This window comes from Frankia sp. CcMO1, from assembly GCF_977945845.1.
In genome coordinates this window covers 1-19,148 of the sequence record NZ_CDWTMG010000074.1, presented here as the reverse complement: position 1 = coordinate 19,148, position 19,148 = coordinate 1, and the positions used below count along the sequence as shown (strand labels likewise).

At 70.5% G+C, this 19,148-nt stretch carries 17 protein-coding genes and 1 pseudogene; 5 read left to right on the top strand and 13 right to left on the bottom strand.

The window, feature by feature from the left end:
* Positions 1-75: 75 nt before the first annotated feature.
* From hpnD to AC08OU_RS11575, 4 genes are all read right to left on the bottom strand, one after another.
* Positions 76-990 carry a presqualene diphosphate synthase HpnD gene (hpnD, locus tag AC08OU_RS11590; protein ID WP_476598741.1) on the bottom strand — a complete coding sequence of 305 codons (915 nt, stop codon included), beginning with the start codon at positions 988-990 and terminating at the stop codon, positions 76-78.
* Positions 987-2,087 carry a squalene synthase HpnC gene (gene hpnC / locus AC08OU_RS11585; RefSeq protein WP_476598740.1) on the bottom strand — a complete coding sequence of 367 codons (1,101 nt, stop codon included), beginning with the start codon at positions 2,085-2,087 and terminating at the stop codon, positions 987-989. Before hpnC ends, hpnD begins: the two co-directional genes overlap by 4 nt.
* A 432-nt stretch (positions 2,088-2,519) precedes the next feature.
* Positions 2,520-3,356 (bottom strand): SDR family NAD(P)-dependent oxidoreductase, encoded by an 837-nt coding sequence (locus AC08OU_RS11580; protein ID WP_476598739.1) that lies wholly within the window; start codon positions 3,354-3,356, stop codon positions 2,520-2,522.
* A 937-nt stretch (positions 3,357-4,293) separates the two neighbouring features.
* Positions 4,294-5,259 carry a TetR/AcrR family transcriptional regulator gene (locus tag AC08OU_RS11575; protein WP_476598737.1) on the bottom strand — a complete coding sequence of 322 codons (966 nt, stop codon included), beginning with the start codon at positions 5,257-5,259 and terminating at the stop codon, positions 4,294-4,296.
* A gap of 147 nt (positions 5,260-5,406) precedes the next feature.
* On the opposite strand from AC08OU_RS11575, the gene AC08OU_RS11570 reads away from it, so the two are divergent.
* Positions 5,407-7,683, top strand: a complete 2,277-nt coding sequence (locus AC08OU_RS11570) for an MMPL family transporter (protein WP_476598735.1) — start codon at positions 5,407-5,409, stop codon at positions 7,681-7,683.
* Between the two features lie 792 nt (positions 7,684-8,475).
* On the opposite strand, the gene AC08OU_RS11565 is transcribed toward AC08OU_RS11570, so the two are convergent.
* From AC08OU_RS11565 to AC08OU_RS11555, 3 genes are all read right to left on the bottom strand, one after another.
* The gene (locus tag AC08OU_RS11565) at positions 8,476-8,601 is read right to left on the bottom strand and encodes a hypothetical protein (RefSeq protein ID WP_476598733.1); all 126 of its coding nucleotides are present in this window, start codon (positions 8,599-8,601) and stop codon (positions 8,476-8,478) included.
* Entirely contained in the window at positions 8,598-9,080 is a 483-nt protein-coding gene (locus AC08OU_RS11560; RefSeq protein ID WP_476598732.1) for an NUDIX domain-containing protein, read from the bottom strand. Before AC08OU_RS11560 ends, AC08OU_RS11565 begins: the two co-directional genes overlap by 4 nt.
* A 634-nt stretch (positions 9,081-9,714) precedes the next feature.
* Entirely contained in the window at positions 9,715-9,852 is a 138-nt protein-coding gene (locus AC08OU_RS11555; protein ID WP_462188899.1) for a hypothetical protein, read from the bottom strand.
* A 106-nt stretch (positions 9,853-9,958) separates the two neighbouring features.
* Here AC08OU_RS11555 and AC08OU_RS11550 point away from each other — a divergent pair, with 106 nt between their 5' ends.
* Positions 9,959-10,237 carry a hypothetical protein gene (locus AC08OU_RS11550; RefSeq protein ID WP_476598730.1) on the top strand — a complete coding sequence of 93 codons (279 nt, stop codon included), beginning with the start codon at positions 9,959-9,961 and terminating at the stop codon, positions 10,235-10,237.
* A 140-nt stretch (positions 10,238-10,377) separates the two neighbouring features.
* Entirely contained in the window at positions 10,378-11,466 is a 1,089-nt protein-coding gene (locus tag AC08OU_RS11545; protein WP_476598729.1) for an NAD-dependent epimerase/dehydratase family protein, read from the top strand.
* An 8-nt stretch (positions 11,467-11,474) separates the two neighbouring features.
* On the opposite strand, the gene AC08OU_RS11540 is transcribed toward AC08OU_RS11545, so the two are convergent.
* The 4 genes and pseudogenes from AC08OU_RS11540 to AC08OU_RS11525 all read right to left on the bottom strand — a co-directional run.
* Complete coding sequence (locus AC08OU_RS11540; RefSeq protein ID WP_476604885.1) at positions 11,475-12,215, bottom strand: Clp protease N-terminal domain-containing protein; 741 nt, start codon at positions 12,213-12,215, stop codon at positions 11,475-11,477.
* A gap of 27 nt (positions 12,216-12,242) precedes the next feature.
* Positions 12,243-12,971 carry a response regulator transcription factor gene (locus AC08OU_RS11535; protein WP_476598725.1) on the bottom strand — a complete coding sequence of 243 codons (729 nt, stop codon included), beginning with the start codon at positions 12,969-12,971 and terminating at the stop codon, positions 12,243-12,245.
* On the bottom strand, positions 12,964-13,695 hold the full coding sequence (locus AC08OU_RS11530) for a sensor histidine kinase (protein WP_476604886.1): 732 nt from the start codon (positions 13,693-13,695) through the stop codon (positions 12,964-12,966). Before AC08OU_RS11530 ends, AC08OU_RS11535 begins: the two co-directional genes overlap by 8 nt.
* 46 nt (positions 13,696-13,741) lie before the next feature.
* Positions 13,742-13,972 (bottom strand): annotated as a pseudogene (locus AC08OU_RS11525) (histidine kinase); the annotation flags it as partial.
* Positions 13,973-14,825: 853 nt separating this feature from the next.
* On the opposite strand from AC08OU_RS11525, the gene AC08OU_RS11520 reads away from it, so the two are divergent.
* Both AC08OU_RS11520 and AC08OU_RS11515 read left to right on the top strand, forming a co-directional pair.
* A complete protein-coding gene (locus AC08OU_RS11520; protein WP_476598723.1) occupies positions 14,826-17,378 on the top strand; it encodes an MMPL family transporter in 2,553 nt (850 codons plus the stop codon).
* A 127-nt stretch (positions 17,379-17,505) separates the two neighbouring features.
* On the top strand, positions 17,506-18,333 hold the full coding sequence (locus AC08OU_RS11515; protein ID WP_462188871.1) for an SGNH/GDSL hydrolase family protein: 828 nt from the start codon (positions 17,506-17,508) through the stop codon (positions 18,331-18,333).
* A 205-nt stretch (positions 18,334-18,538) separates the two neighbouring features.
* On the opposite strand, the gene AC08OU_RS11510 is transcribed toward AC08OU_RS11515, so the two are convergent.
* Both AC08OU_RS11510 and AC08OU_RS11505 read right to left on the bottom strand, forming a co-directional pair.
* Positions 18,539-18,832, bottom strand: a complete 294-nt coding sequence (locus tag AC08OU_RS11510; RefSeq protein ID WP_476598721.1) for a type II toxin-antitoxin system RelE family toxin — start codon at positions 18,830-18,832, stop codon at positions 18,539-18,541.
* A partial coding sequence (locus AC08OU_RS11505; protein WP_476604884.1) for a type II toxin-antitoxin system Phd/YefM family antitoxin occupies positions 18,829-19,148 on the bottom strand: 320 nt, incomplete at its 5' end. The genes AC08OU_RS11510 and AC08OU_RS11505, both read right to left, overlap by 4 nt.

Genomic DNA, 19,148 nt, shown 5'->3' with positions numbered 1-19,148 from the left:
GATGCGGACGTCCGTCCGTCCGCCCGGCGGGCCGCGGCCCCCGTGCCGGCGCGGCGTCCGCGCCGGCACCCGTGGTCATGCCGCCCTCATCTCGGGCCGCCCCGCGAGGCTGCGGGCGGCGACGACCGCCTTCTCCCAGCCGGGCAGCGCCAGCCGACGATCGAGCACCGCGGACGGATCGGTCTTGATCCGCCGGTTGAGCCGCAGGTAGATGCCGGCCATCGCCCCACAGCAGGCCGCGCTGCGCCGGTCGAGCAGGTCGAGCAGGACGAGCCCACGCCCATACCACTCCTCCGCTCGCTGCGCCGACGTCCGCAGGTACGCGATGAGCGCGTCGGGGGGCCCGCCGAGACGACCGGTCGCGTCCACCTCGAGTTCGACGCCGGCGGCCTTCAGCTCCTGGCGCGGCAAGTAGATCCGGCCGCCGAGCAGGTCCTCGCGCACGTCCCGGAGGATGTTCGTCTGCTGGAGTGCGACCCCGAGGGCGTCCGCGACCCCCGAGGCGTCGCGGTGGGAGGTGGCCCGCTCGCTACCGAAGATGCCGAGCGAGAGCCGCCCGATCGTCCCGGCAACCAGGCGGCAGTAGCCGACGAGATCGTCGAACGTGTCGTAGGTGGTGCCGCGCACGTCGCTCTCGACCCCGTCGGCGAGTTCGATGAACGCCTCCAGCGGGATCGGGAACCGGCGGGCGGCGTCGGCGAGGGCGACGAAGACCGGATCATCGGAGCTGTTCATCCCCAGCTCCTCGACCTCCGCGTGGACCTGCGCCAGCCCGGCAAACTTCGCCTCCTCGGGGAGATCACCATCGCCGATGTCGTCGAGGCGGCGGGCGAGCGCGTAGACGGCGCTCAGCGCCCCCCGCTTCTCGGCCGGCAGCAGGCGGATGCCATAGGAGAAGTTGCGTGCCGCCTCCTTGGTCACAGCCTCGCAGGCGGCATACGCCTCCGCCACGGTCGGCCGGCCCGCGGGGAACTGCGCCGCGGTACTCATCGAACCTCACCCATCTCCGGAAGAACGGACTGTGCGGCGGGGACGCCGGCCTGGGTACTCGTCGCAGCGGTGCCGCCGTGGGCCGTGGAACCCGAACCGGAACCGGAACCCGAAGCGGAACCCGGCCAGGCCCCGGCCGCGCTGGTCGCGCTGGTCGCGGTGGCGACGGCGGCCGCCGTGTGCGCCACCGCCGACGCTCCGGGAGCCAGCGACCGGGCCAGCGCCGCCAGCGCGAACTCGGCGACCCGTGGCTTCGTCGCCTTCGGCGGCCCACCGAGCACGTCGTAGTCGGCGCGCCGGATCGCGTCCAACGCCGCCCGGCCCCCGCCCACGAAACCGGCCAGGGCCAGCCGCAGCCGCCCGGGCACCATCGACACCAGGGGAGCGCCCTGGTCGATCACCGTACGGGCCCGAGCGACCTCGAAGGCCATCAGATGGCGCACGGCCGGACTCGCGACGGAGGCCCGCAGATCGGCCTCGGTCACCCCGAAGGTGTCCAGATCCTCCAGCGGCAGGTAGATCCGGCCGGCGGCGAGGTCCTCGGCCACGTCCTGCCAGTGCTCGGCGAGCTGCAAGGCGGTGCACACCCGGTCCGACAGCACGACCCGGTCGGGGGTCGCCAGCCCGAAGACGCGCAGCACCATCCGCCCGATCGGGTCGGCCGAGAGCGTGCAGTAGCGGACCAGGTCGTCGAAGGTCTCGTAACGGGTGACCCGCTGGTCCTGCCGGTTGGCCTCGACGAGGCGCTGGAACGGTTCGGCGGGCAGGTCACAGTCCCGCACGGTCCGCGCGAGCAGGCGCAGGACCGGCAGCTCCGGCTGCCCGCCTGTCCAGATCACCTCGAGGTCCGCCGACAACCGGTCGAGCAGGGCGAGCCGGTCGCCGACCGCCTCGTCGCCGAGGTTGTCGACGAGCCGGCTGAAGACGTACAACGCGTTGAAGTGGGAACGAACCGCCGCGGGCAGAACGAACGGCGAGACCGGGAAGTTCTCCGCCGGGGCGGCGCGCAGCAGCTGCTCGGCGGGAGTTGCCAGGCCCGTCGCGGCCGGCTGGGCAGGCGTGCGTGATGGGCTGGTTCGGGCGTCGATGGCTGTCATACGCCTCTCCTTCGATGGCGGTCTGCACTACGGACGCGGTCGGGCCGGATCCCGCATCCCCGGGGGCCACGACCGGCGCGGACGTACCCGGAGAGCCGGGTTCGGAAGGCTCTTCGGAAGGCTCCGTGGTGGGGGTGGCTGCCTGGGTTTCGCCAAGGCGATCAGGATGCGGATCGCACCGGGTGGTCATGGGCACGATCAGCGCGGGCCGGTACGGGAGATGGGCCGGCCCTGGGCCGGTATCGGGATGAGCTCCGCCTGGCCGGCCCCCTTCGGTTGGTCCTCACAGGTCCGTGGGCGGGATGATGCTCCGGCGGCACCACCCGGGCGGCCTGCGGCCGGCCGCCGCCCGTCGGCACTCTCATCGTCGGTGTCGCTCACCCCCAGGGCCGGCCGGAAAGCCGGGAGCGGCCGGGTAGACCACGCCGCGGATCATCCGAAGACACCCGCCAGCCTGCGGTACACCGACGGGATCGCACCGTGGACCCGCACCGCGCCGAGTAACCAGCGTGGCACCCAGACCTCGGCGTCGCCGCGTCCGGTGGCCGTCAGCATGCGCTGCGCGACAAGCCCGGCCGGTATAGGCCGGGGCCAGCGACGGACGTAGGGCGCGCCACGGCGGTGGAAAAATGGTGTGTCGACGACGCCGGGTAGACACAGGGTCACCGTCACACCGCGACCGGCGACCTCGGACCGCAACGCGTCGGCGAAACCGAGCAGAGCGGCCTTGGTTGCGGAATAGGCGACCTCACCGCGCACGCCCAGCGCGCCGGCGATGCTGCCCACCAGCAGGATGCGCCCCTGGCCGCGGTCGAGCATGGCCGGCAACATGGCCCGGACCAGCATCATCGGCGACAGCACGTTGACCGTGACCAGCTCCGCGATCGCGGCCGGGGACATCACCTCGAACGGGCCCGCAGCCCCGAGGCCGGCCGAGCACACCAGCAGGTCGACCTCGCCGAGAAGCTCGGTCGCCCGGGAGGAGACCATCAGTTCCGAGCCGGGACTCGACAGGTCGACCGCAATCCGGTGCCCCTCGGTCGCCGCGGCCACCTCGTCGAGCGTGGCCCCGTTGCGACCGACCAGCAGCGACCGGCATCGGTCCGCGGCCAGCAGCAGCGCGGCCTCCCGGCCGATACCGCTGGATGCTCCCGTGATGACGGCGGTCCGGGGCGGCCAGGTCGAGACGCCCGAGCCGGCCCGCATGACCAGCCCAGTAAGAGATGTAGACACTCCGTTACCGAAAGCGGGGCGAGACCGGGTGCTCACGACACACCGCTTCCGGTCATTCCCCTCACGCCGTTCTCCCCCGCGGGCACTGGTTGCACGTCACCTACAACTTTCCCTACTCGTCGCCCCGCGTTGCGAGGTGGTCCGACCGAAGGTGATTCGGTGTGGTCCGCTGGCACGAACTCGCCGGCCGGATCGTTGCGTCGGCCACCCTGGCGGGCGGCACCGATCCGAACAGCCACTGCTCATCTCATCAACGCCGGGCTCCGGATCCGCGGTGCGTTGGTAACTCCGCGCCACCGGGCTCACGACTGCCACCATTCCACCGTCCCGTCGCCGGATCGTCCATGGTCAGATGGGCGACATCGGACAGCGAGGGCCGAGCGCGACTCTGGACTCCCTATCACACTCCCCCATCCCGACCGCCCGGCGTCGCCCGATATGACAGCGGTCCGATCGATTCGGAATCTGCTCTCGGAGACCTTCTTCCGGAGACTTCGAACTGGCTCCACATCGACGACTGGGTATTGCGGACTATTTACAACCGCATTGCCTCCGGAGGAAGGACGCGGCGACGACACCTTGCCGACTCGAGGCCGGTACGCGGCATCAGGGTCATGGTCGGCCGGCTCCGACGCCAACACCTTCCCGCCAGTCCGATCCGGTTACCACAAGATCACCGGCCGTGGCGGAGGCAAAGCCGCCAAGACCTACCCCCGGCGGCAGATGTGTCGACCCGTCCGCGGCGTGCGCCGGACAGGCGGAAGGCTCATCATCCAAACACTGATCCATCCTCCACACGCGACCACCCTACCGCCCCAGACAAACAAGAGCGAAAGCGGCATTTGCCACGACCAAATAGACGGACCACCATCTACGAACGTCTGAAGAGTGAGATGAGGCACATGAACCGCGAAGGTGGGTGGATACGAAGGGGTGATGCGCCGGATCGCTCACGATCCGGCGCATACAGTCGTCAGTGGAGCCGGACGGAGGCCAGGTCCGGCGCGGGAGGCGGGTGAGACGCCGCGGCCTCCCGGCACGCGGGACGTTCCCCGTGCGCCGGGCAAGATGTCGCGACCGGACCCGCGTCGGCGACCGGGGCATCCTGTGACCCGGTCAGGTCGGCACCGGAGGGAGACCTGTCACTTTCATGCCCCTCATCACCCACCGCGCCGCAGCCGCCGGAGCCAGCGGCGGAGGCCGCGCCAGAGTCAGCGGCGGAGACGGAGACGGAGACGGCGGGATCGTCACCGAGAGCGGCGAGGGCGGCGGCCACGATCTCCCCCTGCTCCGCGGCGGAGACCAGGGGGGTGAATGTCCTCGGTACCTGCGAGACGAGGACCCGGAGGCGCTCGGAGCAGGTGACCGCTTCGCCCGTGCCGCCGCGCTCCTCGTCGGCGCTGGTGGACTGCCGGGCGGCGGCCTGGGCACGTTCGATCGCCATCCCGATGATCCCCCCCCGCAGGGACCCGACCGCGCAGTACGCGCGCAGCAACCCGAGATGGGTGGGAGCCGGCCCCGCGAGCCCGTGCACGAGGGCCTGCTGCAGCGACAGGATGTCGCTCTTGCCGATCTTGCGGTGGATCACCGAGGGGTCGTCGGCGAAGACGAGCAGCACGCCACCGGGGCCCGCCAGGGCCTCGACGAATCGCTCGATGATGACCCGGGGGGACGGCGGCGGGGACTGCCGAACGAGATCGACGAGTCGACCGAGCTCGGACACGAAGGGCTCCAGCAGGGCGTCGAGGATCGTCTCCTTCGACGGAAAGTGGTAGTAGAGCGCTGCCTTCGTCACTCCCAGGCGCTCGGAGATGTCCCGCACCGAGGTGCCGGCATACCCCTGTTCGCTGAAGAGGCTCATGGCGGCGGCAAGGATCCGCGATCTGGTATCGCCCCGTGGATCGGGCGATGCCGGATCGGGCGATGCCGGCTCGGTCATGGCGGCCCTGCACCCCCCGATCGAGTCCGCGACGGATGTTACTCTCAACTCTACCTACTGAACGACCGGTAAGTTTCTCAGCAGCAAATCGTCAGCACGACGTCGCAGGTAGCGACACCACCGATCACCAACGCCCGAGGGGAAACCGTGGCCTCGCTCGCCCGCTGGTGCTTCCGACACCGTCGGCTCGTCCTGTTCCTGTGGATCGTCGCGCTGCTCGGGCTCGGCGGCATCAGCCAGGTGGCCGGAAGTAGTTACAAGGACGCCTTCTCCCTGCCCAGCACCGATTCGCAGAAGGCCATCGACCTCCTGCAACGCGACTTCCCGGCGGCGTCGGGAGACAGCGCCACCATCGTGCTGCACAGTGACAAAGCTCGCATCACCGATCGGGCCATCTCCGATCCGGCCAGCGAGATGCTCGGCAGGCTCGCCAAGATCCCGCACGTCACCGAGGTCACGAGCCCTTACGGCCCGCGGGGCGCCGCCCAGATCAGCAAAGACGGGCACACGGCCTTCGCGACCGTCAACTTCGACCTGCAGGGCATCGAGCTGCCCAAGGAGAACATCGAGCAGCTGGCCGACATCGCTCGAAGCTACGGCAGGGACGACCTGCAGGTGGAGGCGACCGGTCAGGTCGTCGCGGTCATCGAGCAGCAGGAGCAGAGCTACAGCGAGCTGATCGGCATCATCGCCGCGGCGATCATCCTCTTCGTCGCCTTCGGCTCGTTGCTGGCCGTCACCCTGCCCCTGATCACCGCCATCATGGCCCTCGGGGTCGGCAGCATCCTGATCATCCTGCTCTCCCACGTCCTCACGATCGCCGAGTTCAGCCCGGTCCTCGCGACCCTGATCGGACTGGGCGTCGGCATCGACTACGCCCTGTTCATCGTCAACCGGCACCGCATCGGCCTACGCGCCGGCAAGAGCCCGGAGGAGGCCACGGTCACCGCGGTCAACACCTCCGGGCGCGCCGTGCTCTTCGCCGGCATGACCGTCTGCATCGCGCTGCTCGGCATGTTCACACTCGGTGTGAGCTTCCTCTACGGCGTGGCGATCTCGGCGGCGGTGGCCGTGGCGATGACGATGACCGCGGCAGTCACCCTGCTGCCGGCCCTGCTCGGCTTCTACGGCATGAAGGTGCTCAACCGGCGCGACCGGCGCAGGCTGGCCGAGGATGGCCCGGTGCACGAAAGCACCTCGGGCTTCTGGTGGCACTGGGCGAAGCGGCTGGAGGGACGGCCCCAGCTGTTCGCGGTGGTCAGCGCGGTGGTCATCGCCGTCATCGCGATCCCGTTCTTCTCGCTGCGGCTCGGCTCGTCCGACCTCGGCAACGGCGACCCCTCCAAGACCACCAAGCGCGGCTACGACCTGCTGGCCGAGGGCTTCGGACCGGGGTTCAACGGCCCGTTCAGCATCGTCGCCGAGATCCATTCGCCGCGGGACACGGCAAGCCTCGACGCCGTGGTGGCAGCGGCTCGCGCGACACCGGGCGTCGCCTCCGTCTCGGCTCCGCGGCCGAGCCCCAACGGGCAGGCGGCGATCGCCACCCTGTACCCGACGACGAGCCCGCAGGCCGAGGCGACCTCGAAGCTGCTCAACCAGCTGCGCGACCACGTGATCCCGCAGGCGAACCAGGCCGGCACCGGCATCTACGTCGGCGGCATCACAGCCATCTTCGAGGACTTCTCCAGCACGCTGTCGGGCAAGCTGCCGCTGTTCATCGGGATCGTGGTTCTCCTCGCCTTCCTGCTGCTGGTGGCGGTGTTCCGCAGCCTGCTGGTCCCGTTGACCGCCTCGCTGATGAACCTGCTCGCGGTCGGGGCGGCCTTCGGCGTGGTCGTCGCGGTGTTCCAGTGGGGCTGGGGCGCGTCACTGTTCAGCATCAGCGGCGGCCCGGTCGAGGCGTTCATCCCGGTGATCCTCTTCGCGATCCTGTTCGGCCTGTCCATGGACTACGAGGTGTTCCTGGTCAGCCGGATGCACGAGGAGTGGACCGCGCGCCGGGACAACCGGATCGCCGTCTCGTTCGGCCAGGCCGAGACCGGCCGGGTCATCTCCGCGGCCGGCGCGATTATGATCCTGGTCTTCGCCTCGTTCATCCTCGGCGACGAACGGGTGATCAAGCTGATGGGCCTCGGGCTCTCGACGGCGATCCTCATCGACGCCTTCATCATCCGGACCGTGCTGGTGCCATCGCTGATGCACATCTTCGGCACGGCGAACTGGTGGGTACCAGCCTGGCTCGACCGGGTCCTGCCGCGGATCTCCGTCGAGTCCGCCGAGGATCTGGAGGAGATCCGGCACACTCCGCTGCCCGAGGACGCCGTCGCGGGCCGTCCCGCGGCCGGGGTGCCGGCCCGCCCGCTTCCCGGGCAGGCGGCCCGCGAGGAGCGGAGCTCACGTACCGGCGAACCCATGCGCTGATCTTCACGGGACCGCCCGAACAGTGCGGGACCGCCCGAACAGTGACAGCCCGCGGGGCGCCCGCCTGGCCGGCGGGCGCCCCGCGGCGCCTGGCCGGCCGGGATCGGCCAAGACGGTGAGCCGGCCGAGGACACGTTCGTCGTCGAACGGATCCGGAGCAGGCCGTGATGCGCCACCGTCACGGCACTGACAAGATCGTCAAGGTCATAGCGAGTGATCAGAAGCCAGCCCGACCCAGAGGATGTTGACCACCGCGTTCACGTCCGCGTGCGCGGTAGGCCCGCACTCCACGCAGGTGCGGGAGGCGTCCGCAGGGTCCCGCCGCGCGTCGCGGCATCCGTCATGGCCGGAACAGTAACCGATGTATCTCGAACACGCCGCGGACGGCACCGGAAATAAACAAGTAAGAAACAGGAAATAATCCGACAATAAGCAAAGGTGGAATCGCGGGCCTTAACACGAAACTGCACTCGGCGGAGCGTCCTTCGGATCGGGGACTTCACCGGCAGTGACCTGGCCACGCGTATCCCCGACTTCGACGGCCTTCTGCGCCGGAGAGCACAGTTCGTCACGGCATCGTGAGTGCCGTCGAACGGGTGGCAGAGACCGAGGGAGTGGCGGGGATCAAGCGGGTGGCGGAGGTCGCGCCCATCGACATCGAAGGAACCACGAGCGCGACCGCGGCGGTACTGGGCACGTTGTTCCCCTATGCCCGGGCCCGGTTGGGGGCGTGGGTGCGCGACCGTCACGCCGAGCCGGCGGTGCGCCGGATCCTCGCCGAGACGCCGACGGTCATGCCTCCATCGCCTCGTTCGCCGAGCTGGACATCATCACCGCGCCACGTGCGGATGGCCCCGCGAGCGCCTGAGCCGCGCCCGCGCCCCGAGCATCCGGCCCACCGAGCGACGCGACGCTCACCGGACCACCGACGGGCTCGGGAATCTGATTACCGAACTCCAGGTATCCGCCGCGCTGCGGTGCCCCCCCCGCAGGGCCGCGGCGGCACGGACCCGTCGCGCGTGCGGGGGCGGCAGCAACCCGCCCACCTCGTCCACAGGGACGAACGCGCAGTTGATGATCTCGTCCATGTCCAGCCGGATGCGCTCCCGCCATGAGGCGGGCAGCGCACCGCCGTCGAAGACGAAGGCCAGCATCTCGCTGTCGAGCCATCCGTCGTTAAGACAGGGCGCCCAGTCGATCGCGAGCAGACCACCGATCGGTGGGGCGATACCGAGCTCCTCGGCGACCTCCCGTACACACGCCGAGTAGGGCGATTCCCCCGGTTCGACAAAGCCTCCCGGAATGTCCCAGCCTGGCTTGTACGACGGTTCAACGAGCAGTATGCGGTCTTCTTCATCGAAGAACAGGACACCCGCCGCAGCGTAGGGTCGCGCCATCGGAGGTCGGTTCAAGCTCGCCTCAGTGCCATGGTCAGGACGCTGCCGTGGGGTGGCCGGCGGCTTCGAGGACATCACCGACCGCAGCATCAGGCCGTCACCGGGCACGCCGGCCGGGTCCGGCAGAGCCCGGTCGACTAGGGAAAAGTCAAGATCCTTCTTCATATTATCACACACTTCACATAGTACTGACGAACGGAATTGATGTTCCTGCCGCCGACTGGTGGGCGACGCGGTGGGCCACTAACGATAGGCGACCACGAAGGGGCGCGACCCGCCAGCGTTTCGCGGAACTAAGGGGACGTAATGAAGTAACAAATACGTGATCGAGAGCATCATCGCAGGTCACAGGCCTGTGGAAGGTTCGAAACGCGCAAGTTATTTCATTTCGACTCCTAAGGCAAAAAATAATGAAGACGAACCGGTGAGGAGAGCGGGTGCGGTTACCTCGCCGATCCGTATCCGCAACGCGGACCGGACAGCGATACAACAGAAAGAATTGTGTCGATAGCTGTCGGTGACGGAGGTGACCGGTCAACGCGGAACGGACCGGGAGAACGGGCCGAGGTGAGCGGGCTCGCCGGGGGCGGTGGCCCCGCCATGGACCATGCACCACAGGTCATGCACCACAACATCACAGGTCGAGCCCGATGTCGTCCCGGTGCGGTCCTGGGCTCAGCTCGAGGCTGTCCGGCCAGGATGCGCTGAACGAGTACATCCGGCACAACGGAAGCGCGATCTTCGCGATCCCGCCAGGCTTCCGGGCCGGCACGAAGGACTACTGGGGCAGCGGCCTGTTCACCTGATCGATGCCGATCGATACCTATCGACACTGAATTGATACCGACTGATACTGATTGACGCCCTAGATGATCAAAATGGACACAACGAGCGCCGTCGAGGGCTGCTTCTCCTGCGTCGGCAACGCATCATTGGACGGGCTGCCGCCCCGGGAGCGCATCCTGGTCGATCCCGGCTGGCGGGTCACGCACACGATCAGGACCGCCCTGCCGGGTTGGCTGGTTGTCGTCGCCCGGCGTCACGTCACCACGATGGCCGAGCTCACCGCGGCGGAGGCCGCCGAATGGGTCTCCCCCACGGTGATGGACGACCTCGCGGCAAGACTGACCGCCTCCCTCGCGGCCGCCTTGGAGTGACGGACGGCGCACCGCAGCTCATCGAGAGCTGAGGGCTGCATCTGGACGCCCGTCGGCGGGTATCCATTCCTCCGAAAGGAGACCGCTTCCCCCGACGGGAGATTCCCGGTCGACCGCAGGAGGTGGATGAGGTGGATCAGGTGACGCCAACCCCGAGCAACCTGAAGATCGTCGTGGTGAGAGCCACGGGGAATGTCGGCACGAGCGTGCTGGCGGCTCTCGGCCGGTCGACCGAGGTCGGCTCCCTGGTCGGGGTATCCCGCCGCAACCCGACATGGACGGCGCCGAAGACCCAGTGGGCACAGGCCGATGTCGTCACGGATGACCTCGCCCCGCTGTTCCAGGGCGCCGACGTCGTGATCCGCCTGGCCTGGTTGTTCCAGCCCACCCACAACCCCTTGACCACATGGCGGACCAATGTCCTGGGATCCATCCGCGTGTTCGAGGCCGTAGCCCGAGCCGGCGTGCCCGCGCTGGTGCATGCCTCATCGGTCGGCGCCTACTCGCCCGCCGCCCGGGAAGGCGCCGTCGACGAAGGATGGCCGACCCACGGCTGGCCCGAGGCCGCCTACACCCGGGAGAAGGCGTATCTGGAGCGGGTCCTCGACACCTTCGAACGTGACCGTCCGGGCATCCGGGTGGTGCGGCTGCGGCCCGGGTTCATCTTCAAGCGGGAGGCGGCCAGCCAGCAACGGCGCCTGCTCGCTGGGCCGTTGCTGCCCGGCCGGGTGGTACGGCCGGCAGCGGCGCCCACGCACCCGGCGACGGTGCCCGTGCTGCCAGATCTGCCGGGGCTGCGCTTCCAGGTGGTGCACTCCTCCGACGTCGCGGACGCCTACCGGTTGGCGGCCCTGACCGGGGCCCGCGGCGCCTTCAACATCGCGGCCGACCCGGTGGTCGACGTACCCCTGCTCGCCGACATCCTCAATGCGAGGATCATCCGGATGCCGGCCGGCCTGGCCCGGGGCGCTCTGGCTACCGCCTGGCACCTGCATCTGGTGCCCGCCTCCCCGCAACTCTTCGACGCCGTCCTACATCTACCGATCATGGACACTGCCCGGGCCCGGGCAGAGCTCGGCTGGTCGCCCCGCCACGACGCCCGCGCCGCGATCGGCAGCTTCCTCACCGGCCTGCGCGAGGGCGCGGGCCTGCCCACACCCCCGCTCATGCCAAGCACCGCGCGGGGTCGATGGGAGGAGGTCCGCACCGGCATGGGGCAGCGGGCCTGACGCGGGCGCTACCCCTGCTCGCGGGCGGCGAGAATCGCCGCCAGGGCGGCGGTGAGGTGGGTCTCGGCGGTAGCCTTGTCGAGGCCGAGACCGTGGAGCACGCCGGTGCCGTCCTCGAGTTCCAGCAGGGCGAGCAGGATGTGCTCGGTCTCGACGTGGTTGTGTCCCAGCCGCAGGGCCTCCCGGAACGTCAGCTCCAACGCCTTCTTCGCCTTGGTGTCGAACGGGACGAGGTTCGGCACCTGCTCGGCCGGCGGCGGCAGCGCCGCGGTGGCGGCTACCCGGACGGCTTCCAGTGACACACCCTGCGCGACGATCGCCTGGGCAGCCAGCGCGTCCGGCTCGATCAGCAGCCCGAGTACCAGATGCTCGGGCCCGATCTCGGCGTTGTTCGCTGCTCGGGCCTCGTTCTGCGCCGCCATCACGACGTTTCTGGCCCGCTCGGTGTACCGGCTGAATCCCTGACCGGGATCGAGGGCCGATGGTTCGCCGGGGGTCTTCGGCACGAAACGCTTCTGTGCCGCCTGCTTACTGGCACCCATGCTCCTGCCGATGTCCGTCCAGGAAGCGCCGGAGCGACGGGCCTGGTCGACGAAATGGCCGATCAGATGGTCGGCCACGTCCCCGAGATGATCGGCGGCGAGGACCGCGCTGGAGAGCTGTTCGAGGGCGTCGGTGTGCACCTTCTTGATCGTTTCGATCAGGTCGTCGAGGCGCACCGGAGAGGTCATGCCAACGGGTTCGATCATTCGTCAACCTAAGGTTGATGGTAAAGATCATTCGAGATGATCGACGACGAAACCGCCCGGGGTGGCGAGGCCGGCGTCGAAGGCGGCGACGATCGCGCCGGCCCGGTCCCGTACCTCCAACTTGAGGAAGATGCTGCCCACATGCGCCTTCACGGTGCGCTCGCTGACCCGCAGCGCCAGCGCGATCTCCCGGTTGGTGGCGCCACGGGCCATCGCCCGCAGCACCTGGCGCTCGCGGTCGGACAGCCGCTCCATCCGGCGGCGCAACGACGGGTCGGCGGTGGGTGCGGCACGTAACGCGCCGAGCAGCCGCTCGCTGGCCGACGGGTCGATCCACGAGCCGCCCGCGGCGACCAGTCGGATCGCCCGGACAATGTCATCCGCGGGCCGGTCCTTCAGGATGAATCCGGCCGCACCGGCGGCCATGACCCCCCAGAGCGTGTCGTCGTCGCTGAAGGTGGTGAGCACGAGGACGGGCGGATGCGGGCCGAGCCTGGCAAGCGCGCGCATCGCGTCGACGCCATCCATCCGGGTCATCCGGATGTCGAGGAGAACGACATCCGGGCGCAGCGACCGCACGGCGGCCACCACCTCGTCGCCATCCGACCGTTCCCCGACGATCTCGATCGCGGCCACCCCACCCGGCCCGTCGCCGTTCTCCGCACCGAGCACGAGCGCCAGTCCCGCCCTGATCAACTCCTGGTCGTCGACGAGCAGAACCCGGATCGGCGGCAGCGGGCCCGGGAGTTCAGCCATCCCGTACCGCCGGCCGCCTGGGTGCCGGGTACGGCGGCTCCGGCCGCAAGGACTCCGGCCACAGGGGCTCTGGCACGGCGCCTCCCACCGGGATGCCGGCGGCCACCACCCAGGCGCCGTCCCGAGGGCCCGCGTCGAAGGTCCCACCGAGCGCGTGGATCCGTTCGGCGATCCCGGTCAGGCCCATCCCCCGGCCCCCTGGACGGGCATCCGCACGGGCGTCGGCGTGAGATTCGGACGAACCCTCCAGCGTGCCACCTAGGCCACCCGAAGCACCCGTGCCACCCGAGGCGCCCAAGACGCCTGATGCGCCCAGATGACGCTGCCGCACCCCACCCGCCGGAAGATCGTTTCGGACGGTCACCCCGACAACGCGCGGACCGATGTCGAGCCGCACCCACGTCGGCGCGGCGTCGGCATGGTGCAGCACGTTCGCGAGCGCCTCCCGCACCGTCCGGAACAACACCGAGCCTGCCGCCTGGTCGAGCGTCCCGACGTCGCCCTCCACCTCGAGCCGCACGGGAAGGCCGCTGCGTCGGTAACCCGCCACGAGATCTCCGATGTCCTGCGCCGTCGGCAGCGGTCCGGGCCCGGGCCCGGACCGCATCGGCCCCGCGTCCTCCCGCAGCAGCCCGACGACCCGCCGGATCCCCGCGAGGCTCTCCCGGCTGACCTCCTCCGCTCGGGCCAGGGCCTCGTCGGCGAGGGCCGGCGCGCGCCGCATCGTCCGGCGCGCGCCGCATCGTCCGGCGCGCGCCGGTGATGTTCAGCAGCGCCACCGCCAGCGAGTGCGCCACCAGGTCGTGGACGTCCTGCGCGATCCGCCGCCGCTCGTCCGCCGCCGCAGCAGCAACCAGCCTGCTCTGCGCCTCGGTCAACTCCTCGGCCAGCTCCCGGGTCCGCCGCAGGATGAAACCGGTGCCCGTGCCGTACAGCAGGGCCGCGACCCAGACCAGGAATCCGTCTGTGAAGTGGTCACCCTCGGCGTCTGGACTCCCCATCCAATACTGCGCCACCGTCATGCCGACGCCCACGGCGAACACCACGGCGTTGAGCGGCACCGACGCGGACCGTAACGCGACCCAGGTCGCCGTGGTGACGGCGAGCAGCAGCACCATCTTCGGCGCGTGGGCGGCCTCCAGCAGGCCGATCAGCGTCAGATTCCAGCCGACGCCGAGCAGGGTCGGCACCCGGGCAATCGTGATCTCCACCGCGGCGGGGACAAGCACGAGAGCCACCAGTGCGAGCCGCACCGGATCGGCACCCACCATGATCATCAAGAGCGTCGCGGCGACGGCGGTCATGGCGTGGACGACCACATTCGCCGATCGGGCCATCCGGGCCGCGGGGGCCCCACCGCTGCCGGACGGGCGCGAGGGCGGTGCCGGTGTTCCCGTCGGCGATGTTGGCGGCGCGGGTGACGGCGGCGCGGGTGACGGCGCCTTCCGGGCTCGCGGTGGGAACCGACGCGGGACACCTCCGAGTGCAGCAGGCCAGCCGGCACGGCGATCCGTCCCGGGACCGTGCCCGGGAGGGATCGCCGTGCCGGGCCCGACGCCGGCATCCGGGCCGGCCACACCGTCACGCATCGCCCTCCGACGGTACGACGCGGCACCGCGCTCCCGCCTTGTACCACGGTCCAGGTCCGCATCAGACCGGCGAACGGGGTGGGAATCGGTCGAGGTGCCCACCGGTCGTGCCCGGCGGCCCGATGGCATGGACGGCGGGAGCTGGCGTACTCGGATCGACCAGGCCGGACGATGCGCGGCTCGCGGACACGGTGGCTCGCCGGGCACGGCGGGGTGCCGGACCCGTAGGTGGGCCCGTTGCGCGTCCGGCCCCCGCTAAGGTGAGGTGACCTTGACTTCGACCCCGTCGGTCCGGATCCCCGGACCCCCGCATCCTCGCGACCCGGACACCGGGCGCCGCGGACACCGCGGACACCGCGGACACCGACAAGTCCCGGCTCCGCCCCAGGCCGGGGGTGGGCCGGCCGCCCGGCTGGTCGCCCGGCGCCGGGTGGTGGCTCTCGCCGTCCTGATCGTCCTGGTGTGCCTGACGGCGCTGCGGATAGCCGTCGGCGGTACCCTGGCCGGGAGCGGCGACACCCCGCCGAACGCCGAATCGAGACGCGCCGCGGCGGTGCTCGCCGAGCGTTTCGGTGTCGCGCCCACCGGCGTCGTCCTGGTCGTCGGGGCCGTCGACGGCAGGGTGGACGACACCGCCGTCACCGACGCGGCCGGGGCGTTGCGCGCGCGGCTGGCCGGCACGCCCGGGGTCGTCTCGGTCGTCTCCTACTGGGACACCGGTGCCACCTCGCTGCGGTCCACCGACGGGCGCTACGGCTTGATGCTCGCGAGCCTCGCCGGCGACGACGCCGACCGCGAGGACCTCGCCCACCAGCTCGCCGACACGTTGCGCGTCCCCGCAGCCCCCGCCGGCTCCGCCCGCGCCGACGGACCGGTGACGGTCGGGGTGACCGGTTCGGACGTGGTCGGCGCTGAGACGAGCAAGCGCAGCACGTCGGATCTCGCCCGCGCGGAACTGGTCGCCTTCCCCGTGCTCCTGCTGCTGCTGGTCGTCTACCTGCGGCGCATCCGGCTCGCGTTCGTTCCCGTCGTCGCCGGCGGGGTCGCGGTGTTCGCGGCGATCAACGTCGTCGGACTGCTCGCCGCCGTCACCTCGATGTCGCCCTTCACCACCAACATCACGGTGGGTCTCGGTCTCGGGCTCTCGATCGACTACTCATTGCTGCTGATCGCCCGGTACCGCGAGGAACTGGCCGGCGAGCCGACCGTGCCGCCGACGGAACGGACAGCGCAGACGGAGCAGACGGAGCAGACGGAGCTAGCAGACCGCGGCAGGCGGGATGCGGCGCTTGCCCGTACGATCCGGGCGGCGGGCCGGACGGTCGTCTTCTCGGCCGCCACCGTCGCCATCGCCCTCATCGGGCTCGCTCTCTTCCCGCTGCCGTTCCTCCGGTCGATGGCGTACGCCGGCATGGCGGCCACCGCGCTCGCCGGATTGTCGGCCGTCCTCGTGGTGCCCGTCCTGCTCGCGGCCCTCGGCGATCGGGTGATCGCCCGCCCGTCGCGGCGCTGGTGGCGGGAGCGGCGCGGGGACGGGGAACGGCCGGACGGCGCCGCGGCCGCACCGGCGGCACCGGCGGCACCGGCCGAACCGGCCGAACCGGCCTTCTGGTACCGGACCGCGATCGCCGTCATGCGCCGGCCGGTCCTGGTCCTCGTGCCGACGGTCGCGCTGTTCGTGCTCGTGGCCGTTCCGATCGGCCATCTCTCCCTGGGCGTCAACGACGATCGGAACCTGCCTCCGTCGAGCGCGGCCCGATCGGCGGCCGAGATCCTGCGGGCGGGCTTCGACGGGCGGGAGAGCAGCCCATTGCGGGTCGTCGGCGTGGATGTCCCCGGGCCGCCCGGCGGGGCGGCGGTCGCCGGGTACGCGGCCGCACTCTCGCGCGTTGACGGAGTGGCCCGGGTGGACGCCCCGGACGGCAGCTACCTGGACGGCCGGCGGCTGGGTGGGGCGACGCCCGCGGCGCGCCCACGCCAGGCCGTCGCGGATGCCGTCTATCTATCGGTGGTTCCGGCCGTCGAACCGATCTCCGCCGAAGGCACCCGGCTGGTACGCGGCCTGCGTGCGGTCCCGGCGCCGTTCCCGGCCCTCGTCGGCGGCCAGGCGGCCGAGCGGGTCGACACGATCGACGCGATCGCCTCCCGAGCCCCGCTGGCCGGCGCGGTAATCGCGCTGGTCACCTTCGTCGCGTTGTTCCTCATGCTCGGTTCCATCGTCGTATCGCTGTCCGCGCTGGCGCTGAACATGCTCACGATGGCGGCGGTCTTCGGGCCACTCGTGTGGATCTTCCAGGACGGTCATCTCGCCGGCCTGTTGGACGTCACCGCGACCGGCAGCCTGCCCGCCGGCATCCCGGTGCTCGTGTTCTGCGTGGCCTTCGGCGTGTCCATGGACTACGGCGTGTTCCTGCTCTCCAGGGTCAGAGAGGAGTACGACCGGACCGGCGACCCGATCGGCTCGGCGGCGACGGCGCTCGGCCACACCGGACGGATCGTGACCTTCGCGGCCCTGCTGCTCGCCGTCGTCTTCGCGGGCTTCACGACCTCGTCGGTCGCCGCCCTGAAGCTGCTCGGGCTGGGCCTCGCGCTGGCGGTGCTGCTCGACGCCTACGTGGTGCGCGGCCTGCTGGTGCCCTCGGTACTCCGGCTCGTCGCGCCGATCGCGTGGTGGGCGCCGGGACCGCTGCGTCGCTTGCAGGAGCGGATCGGCCTGACCGAACACGCCAGGCCACAGGCCGATCCGTCGACGGCCTCTTCCCTGGCCGTGCCCGAACCAGCCCGGCCAGCCGGGACAGCCCAACCGGACCGGCGGTGAGGGAGACCGGAATCCGATGTCACCGTCGGCCCGCAGCACCCCGACCGTGAATCCACCGGTTCCGGATGCCGTCCGGAACCGGTGGCCCGGCAGGCCTCGACCGCCCGGTCGCAAGGACCGCGGCGGCGTGCTCGCCGTCGTCCTCCCACCAGTCGCCTTCCTTCTCCTGCTGGCGCTTCTCCTGCTAACGCTGCTCCTGCTGGCACTGCCGGTACTCGGGGCCGGCAAGGTATGGGCCGGCTGGGGCGGCCGGATCATCGACACCGCACGCCCGGCGCCGGCTCGGATCGTGCTCTGGGGCGACTCGCTGGCCTGGGAGGCCCGGGAGACGTTCAGCCGGCTCGCGACAGAGGGCGGCGCGCAGGTTCTGGTACGTACCTTCGGTGGGACCGCGCCCTGCGACTGGCTCGCCGATGTCGATGTCCAGATCCGCGCCTGGCGGCCGACGGTCGCCGTGCTGGCCTTCTCCGGAAACACGATATCGGCGTGCATGCGGGGACGCGACGTCGCGACGGCCTACCCCGCCGACACCGGTGCCGCCGTCCGGTTGTTACGCGAGGCCGGGGTACAGGTCCGTCTCGTGGTGGCGCCACCCCGGCCCGACCAGCCCGTCCGCGCGGACGGGATGACCGACCTCGACCGGATGTGGCGGGCGATCGCCGCGGCGCACGACGGCACGGAAGTCGTCTTCGCCGACCTTGCGGTCACCATGCGCGGTCGATGGAGCGACCGACTGCCCTGCCAGGCCGGTGAGCCCTGCCGACCGGACGGCACCGTGGTCGTCCGCGGACCCGACCACGTCCACTTCTGCCCGGTGACCGTACCCGTGATGATCCCCTGCCCGGTGTTCAGCGCGGGGGCCGAGCGATACGGAGCCGCGATGGCCGCCGCCGCGCTCCCTTCCCTGAATCGGGTGCACGGTACCACCAGGGAGCCGCCCGCCGTATCCTGGTGATCATGGGTCGCGTCGGCTGCAACGGTAACGGGGACACCCGCGAGAAGGTGCTATTAGGCGACAGACCGGACACAACCTCCGACCATTACGATCCACCGAACCCGATCAAGCACCCGCCCCGACGTGTCATCCCATCACAAACCCACAGGCCAACGACCTACCGGCGCCATCTGACCGGCGCCACCTGAATGGACACGTCTCGCGGTCAGCGGGAGCGGTACGCGCCAGACCGGTGCTCGACGGCGGTCACAGTCACGGTGCGGTTTTCCTCATCATCGATTTTGTACAGCACGCGGTAGCCGCCGCGTCGAGCGGAGCAGGTGCCCTCGTACGGCGGGAGGAGGAGTCGTTTACCGAGCCGGTGGGGGTTGTCCAGAAGCATGGTCGTGATGAACTCGCGGACAGCCGCCGCGATCTTCTCGGGCAGTCGGCTGGCGAGAGCGCGAGCCGCGGGACCGGTGATCCGGAGTTCGAACGGCTGCTCACCGGCTTCGGTCACCTCACGTCGGGCCGGTCGGCGCTCCGCGCCCGTTTTGTCATGAGCGCGGCGAGTTCCTCGGCATCGAGAACGTCACCGGCCTCGACCGCGTCTCGGGACTCCGCAAGCTGCCGCATCGCCTCCCGGCTCGCCAGCACGTCCAGCGTCTCCTCCAGCGCCGCCAGATCATCGGGAGAGATCAGGACTGCCACGGCATGCCCATGGCGGGTGATCTCCACCCGATCATGAGTTCGCTCCACCTCGTCGATGAGCTCCGACAGGCGGTTACGCGCCTCGGTGAACGGCATGACGGTCATAACCGCGAGCCCACGGGAAC

Coding starts and splice junctions, on each gene's coding strand:
- AC08OU_RS11550 (WP_476598730.1), top strand. CDS start 9,959: ATGGACACAACGAGCGCCGTCGAGGGCTGCTTCTCCTGCGTCGGCAAC.
- hpnC (WP_476598740.1), bottom strand. CDS start 2,087: ATGACAGCCATCGACGCCCGAACCAGCCCATCACGCACGCCTGCCCAG.
- AC08OU_RS11560 (WP_476598732.1), bottom strand. CDS start 9,080: ATGGCGCGACCCTACGCTGCGGCGGGTGTCCTGTTCTTCGATGAAGAA.
- AC08OU_RS11575 (WP_476598737.1), bottom strand. CDS start 5,259: ATGACCGAGCCGGCATCGCCCGATCCGGCATCGCCCGATCCACGGGGC.
- AC08OU_RS11540 (WP_476604885.1), bottom strand. CDS start 12,215: ATGATCGAACCCGTTGGCATGACCTCTCCGGTGCGCCTCGACGACCTG.
- AC08OU_RS11535 (WP_476598725.1), bottom strand. CDS start 12,971: ATGGCTGAACTCCCGGGCCCGCTGCCGCCGATCCGGGTTCTGCTCGTC.
- AC08OU_RS11530 (WP_476604886.1), bottom strand. CDS start 13,695: ATGCGGCGCGCGCCGGCCCTCGCCGACGAGGCCCTGGCCCGAGCGGAG.
- hpnD (WP_476598741.1), bottom strand. CDS start 990: ATGAGTACCGCGGCGCAGTTCCCCGCGGGCCGGCCGACCGTGGCGGAG.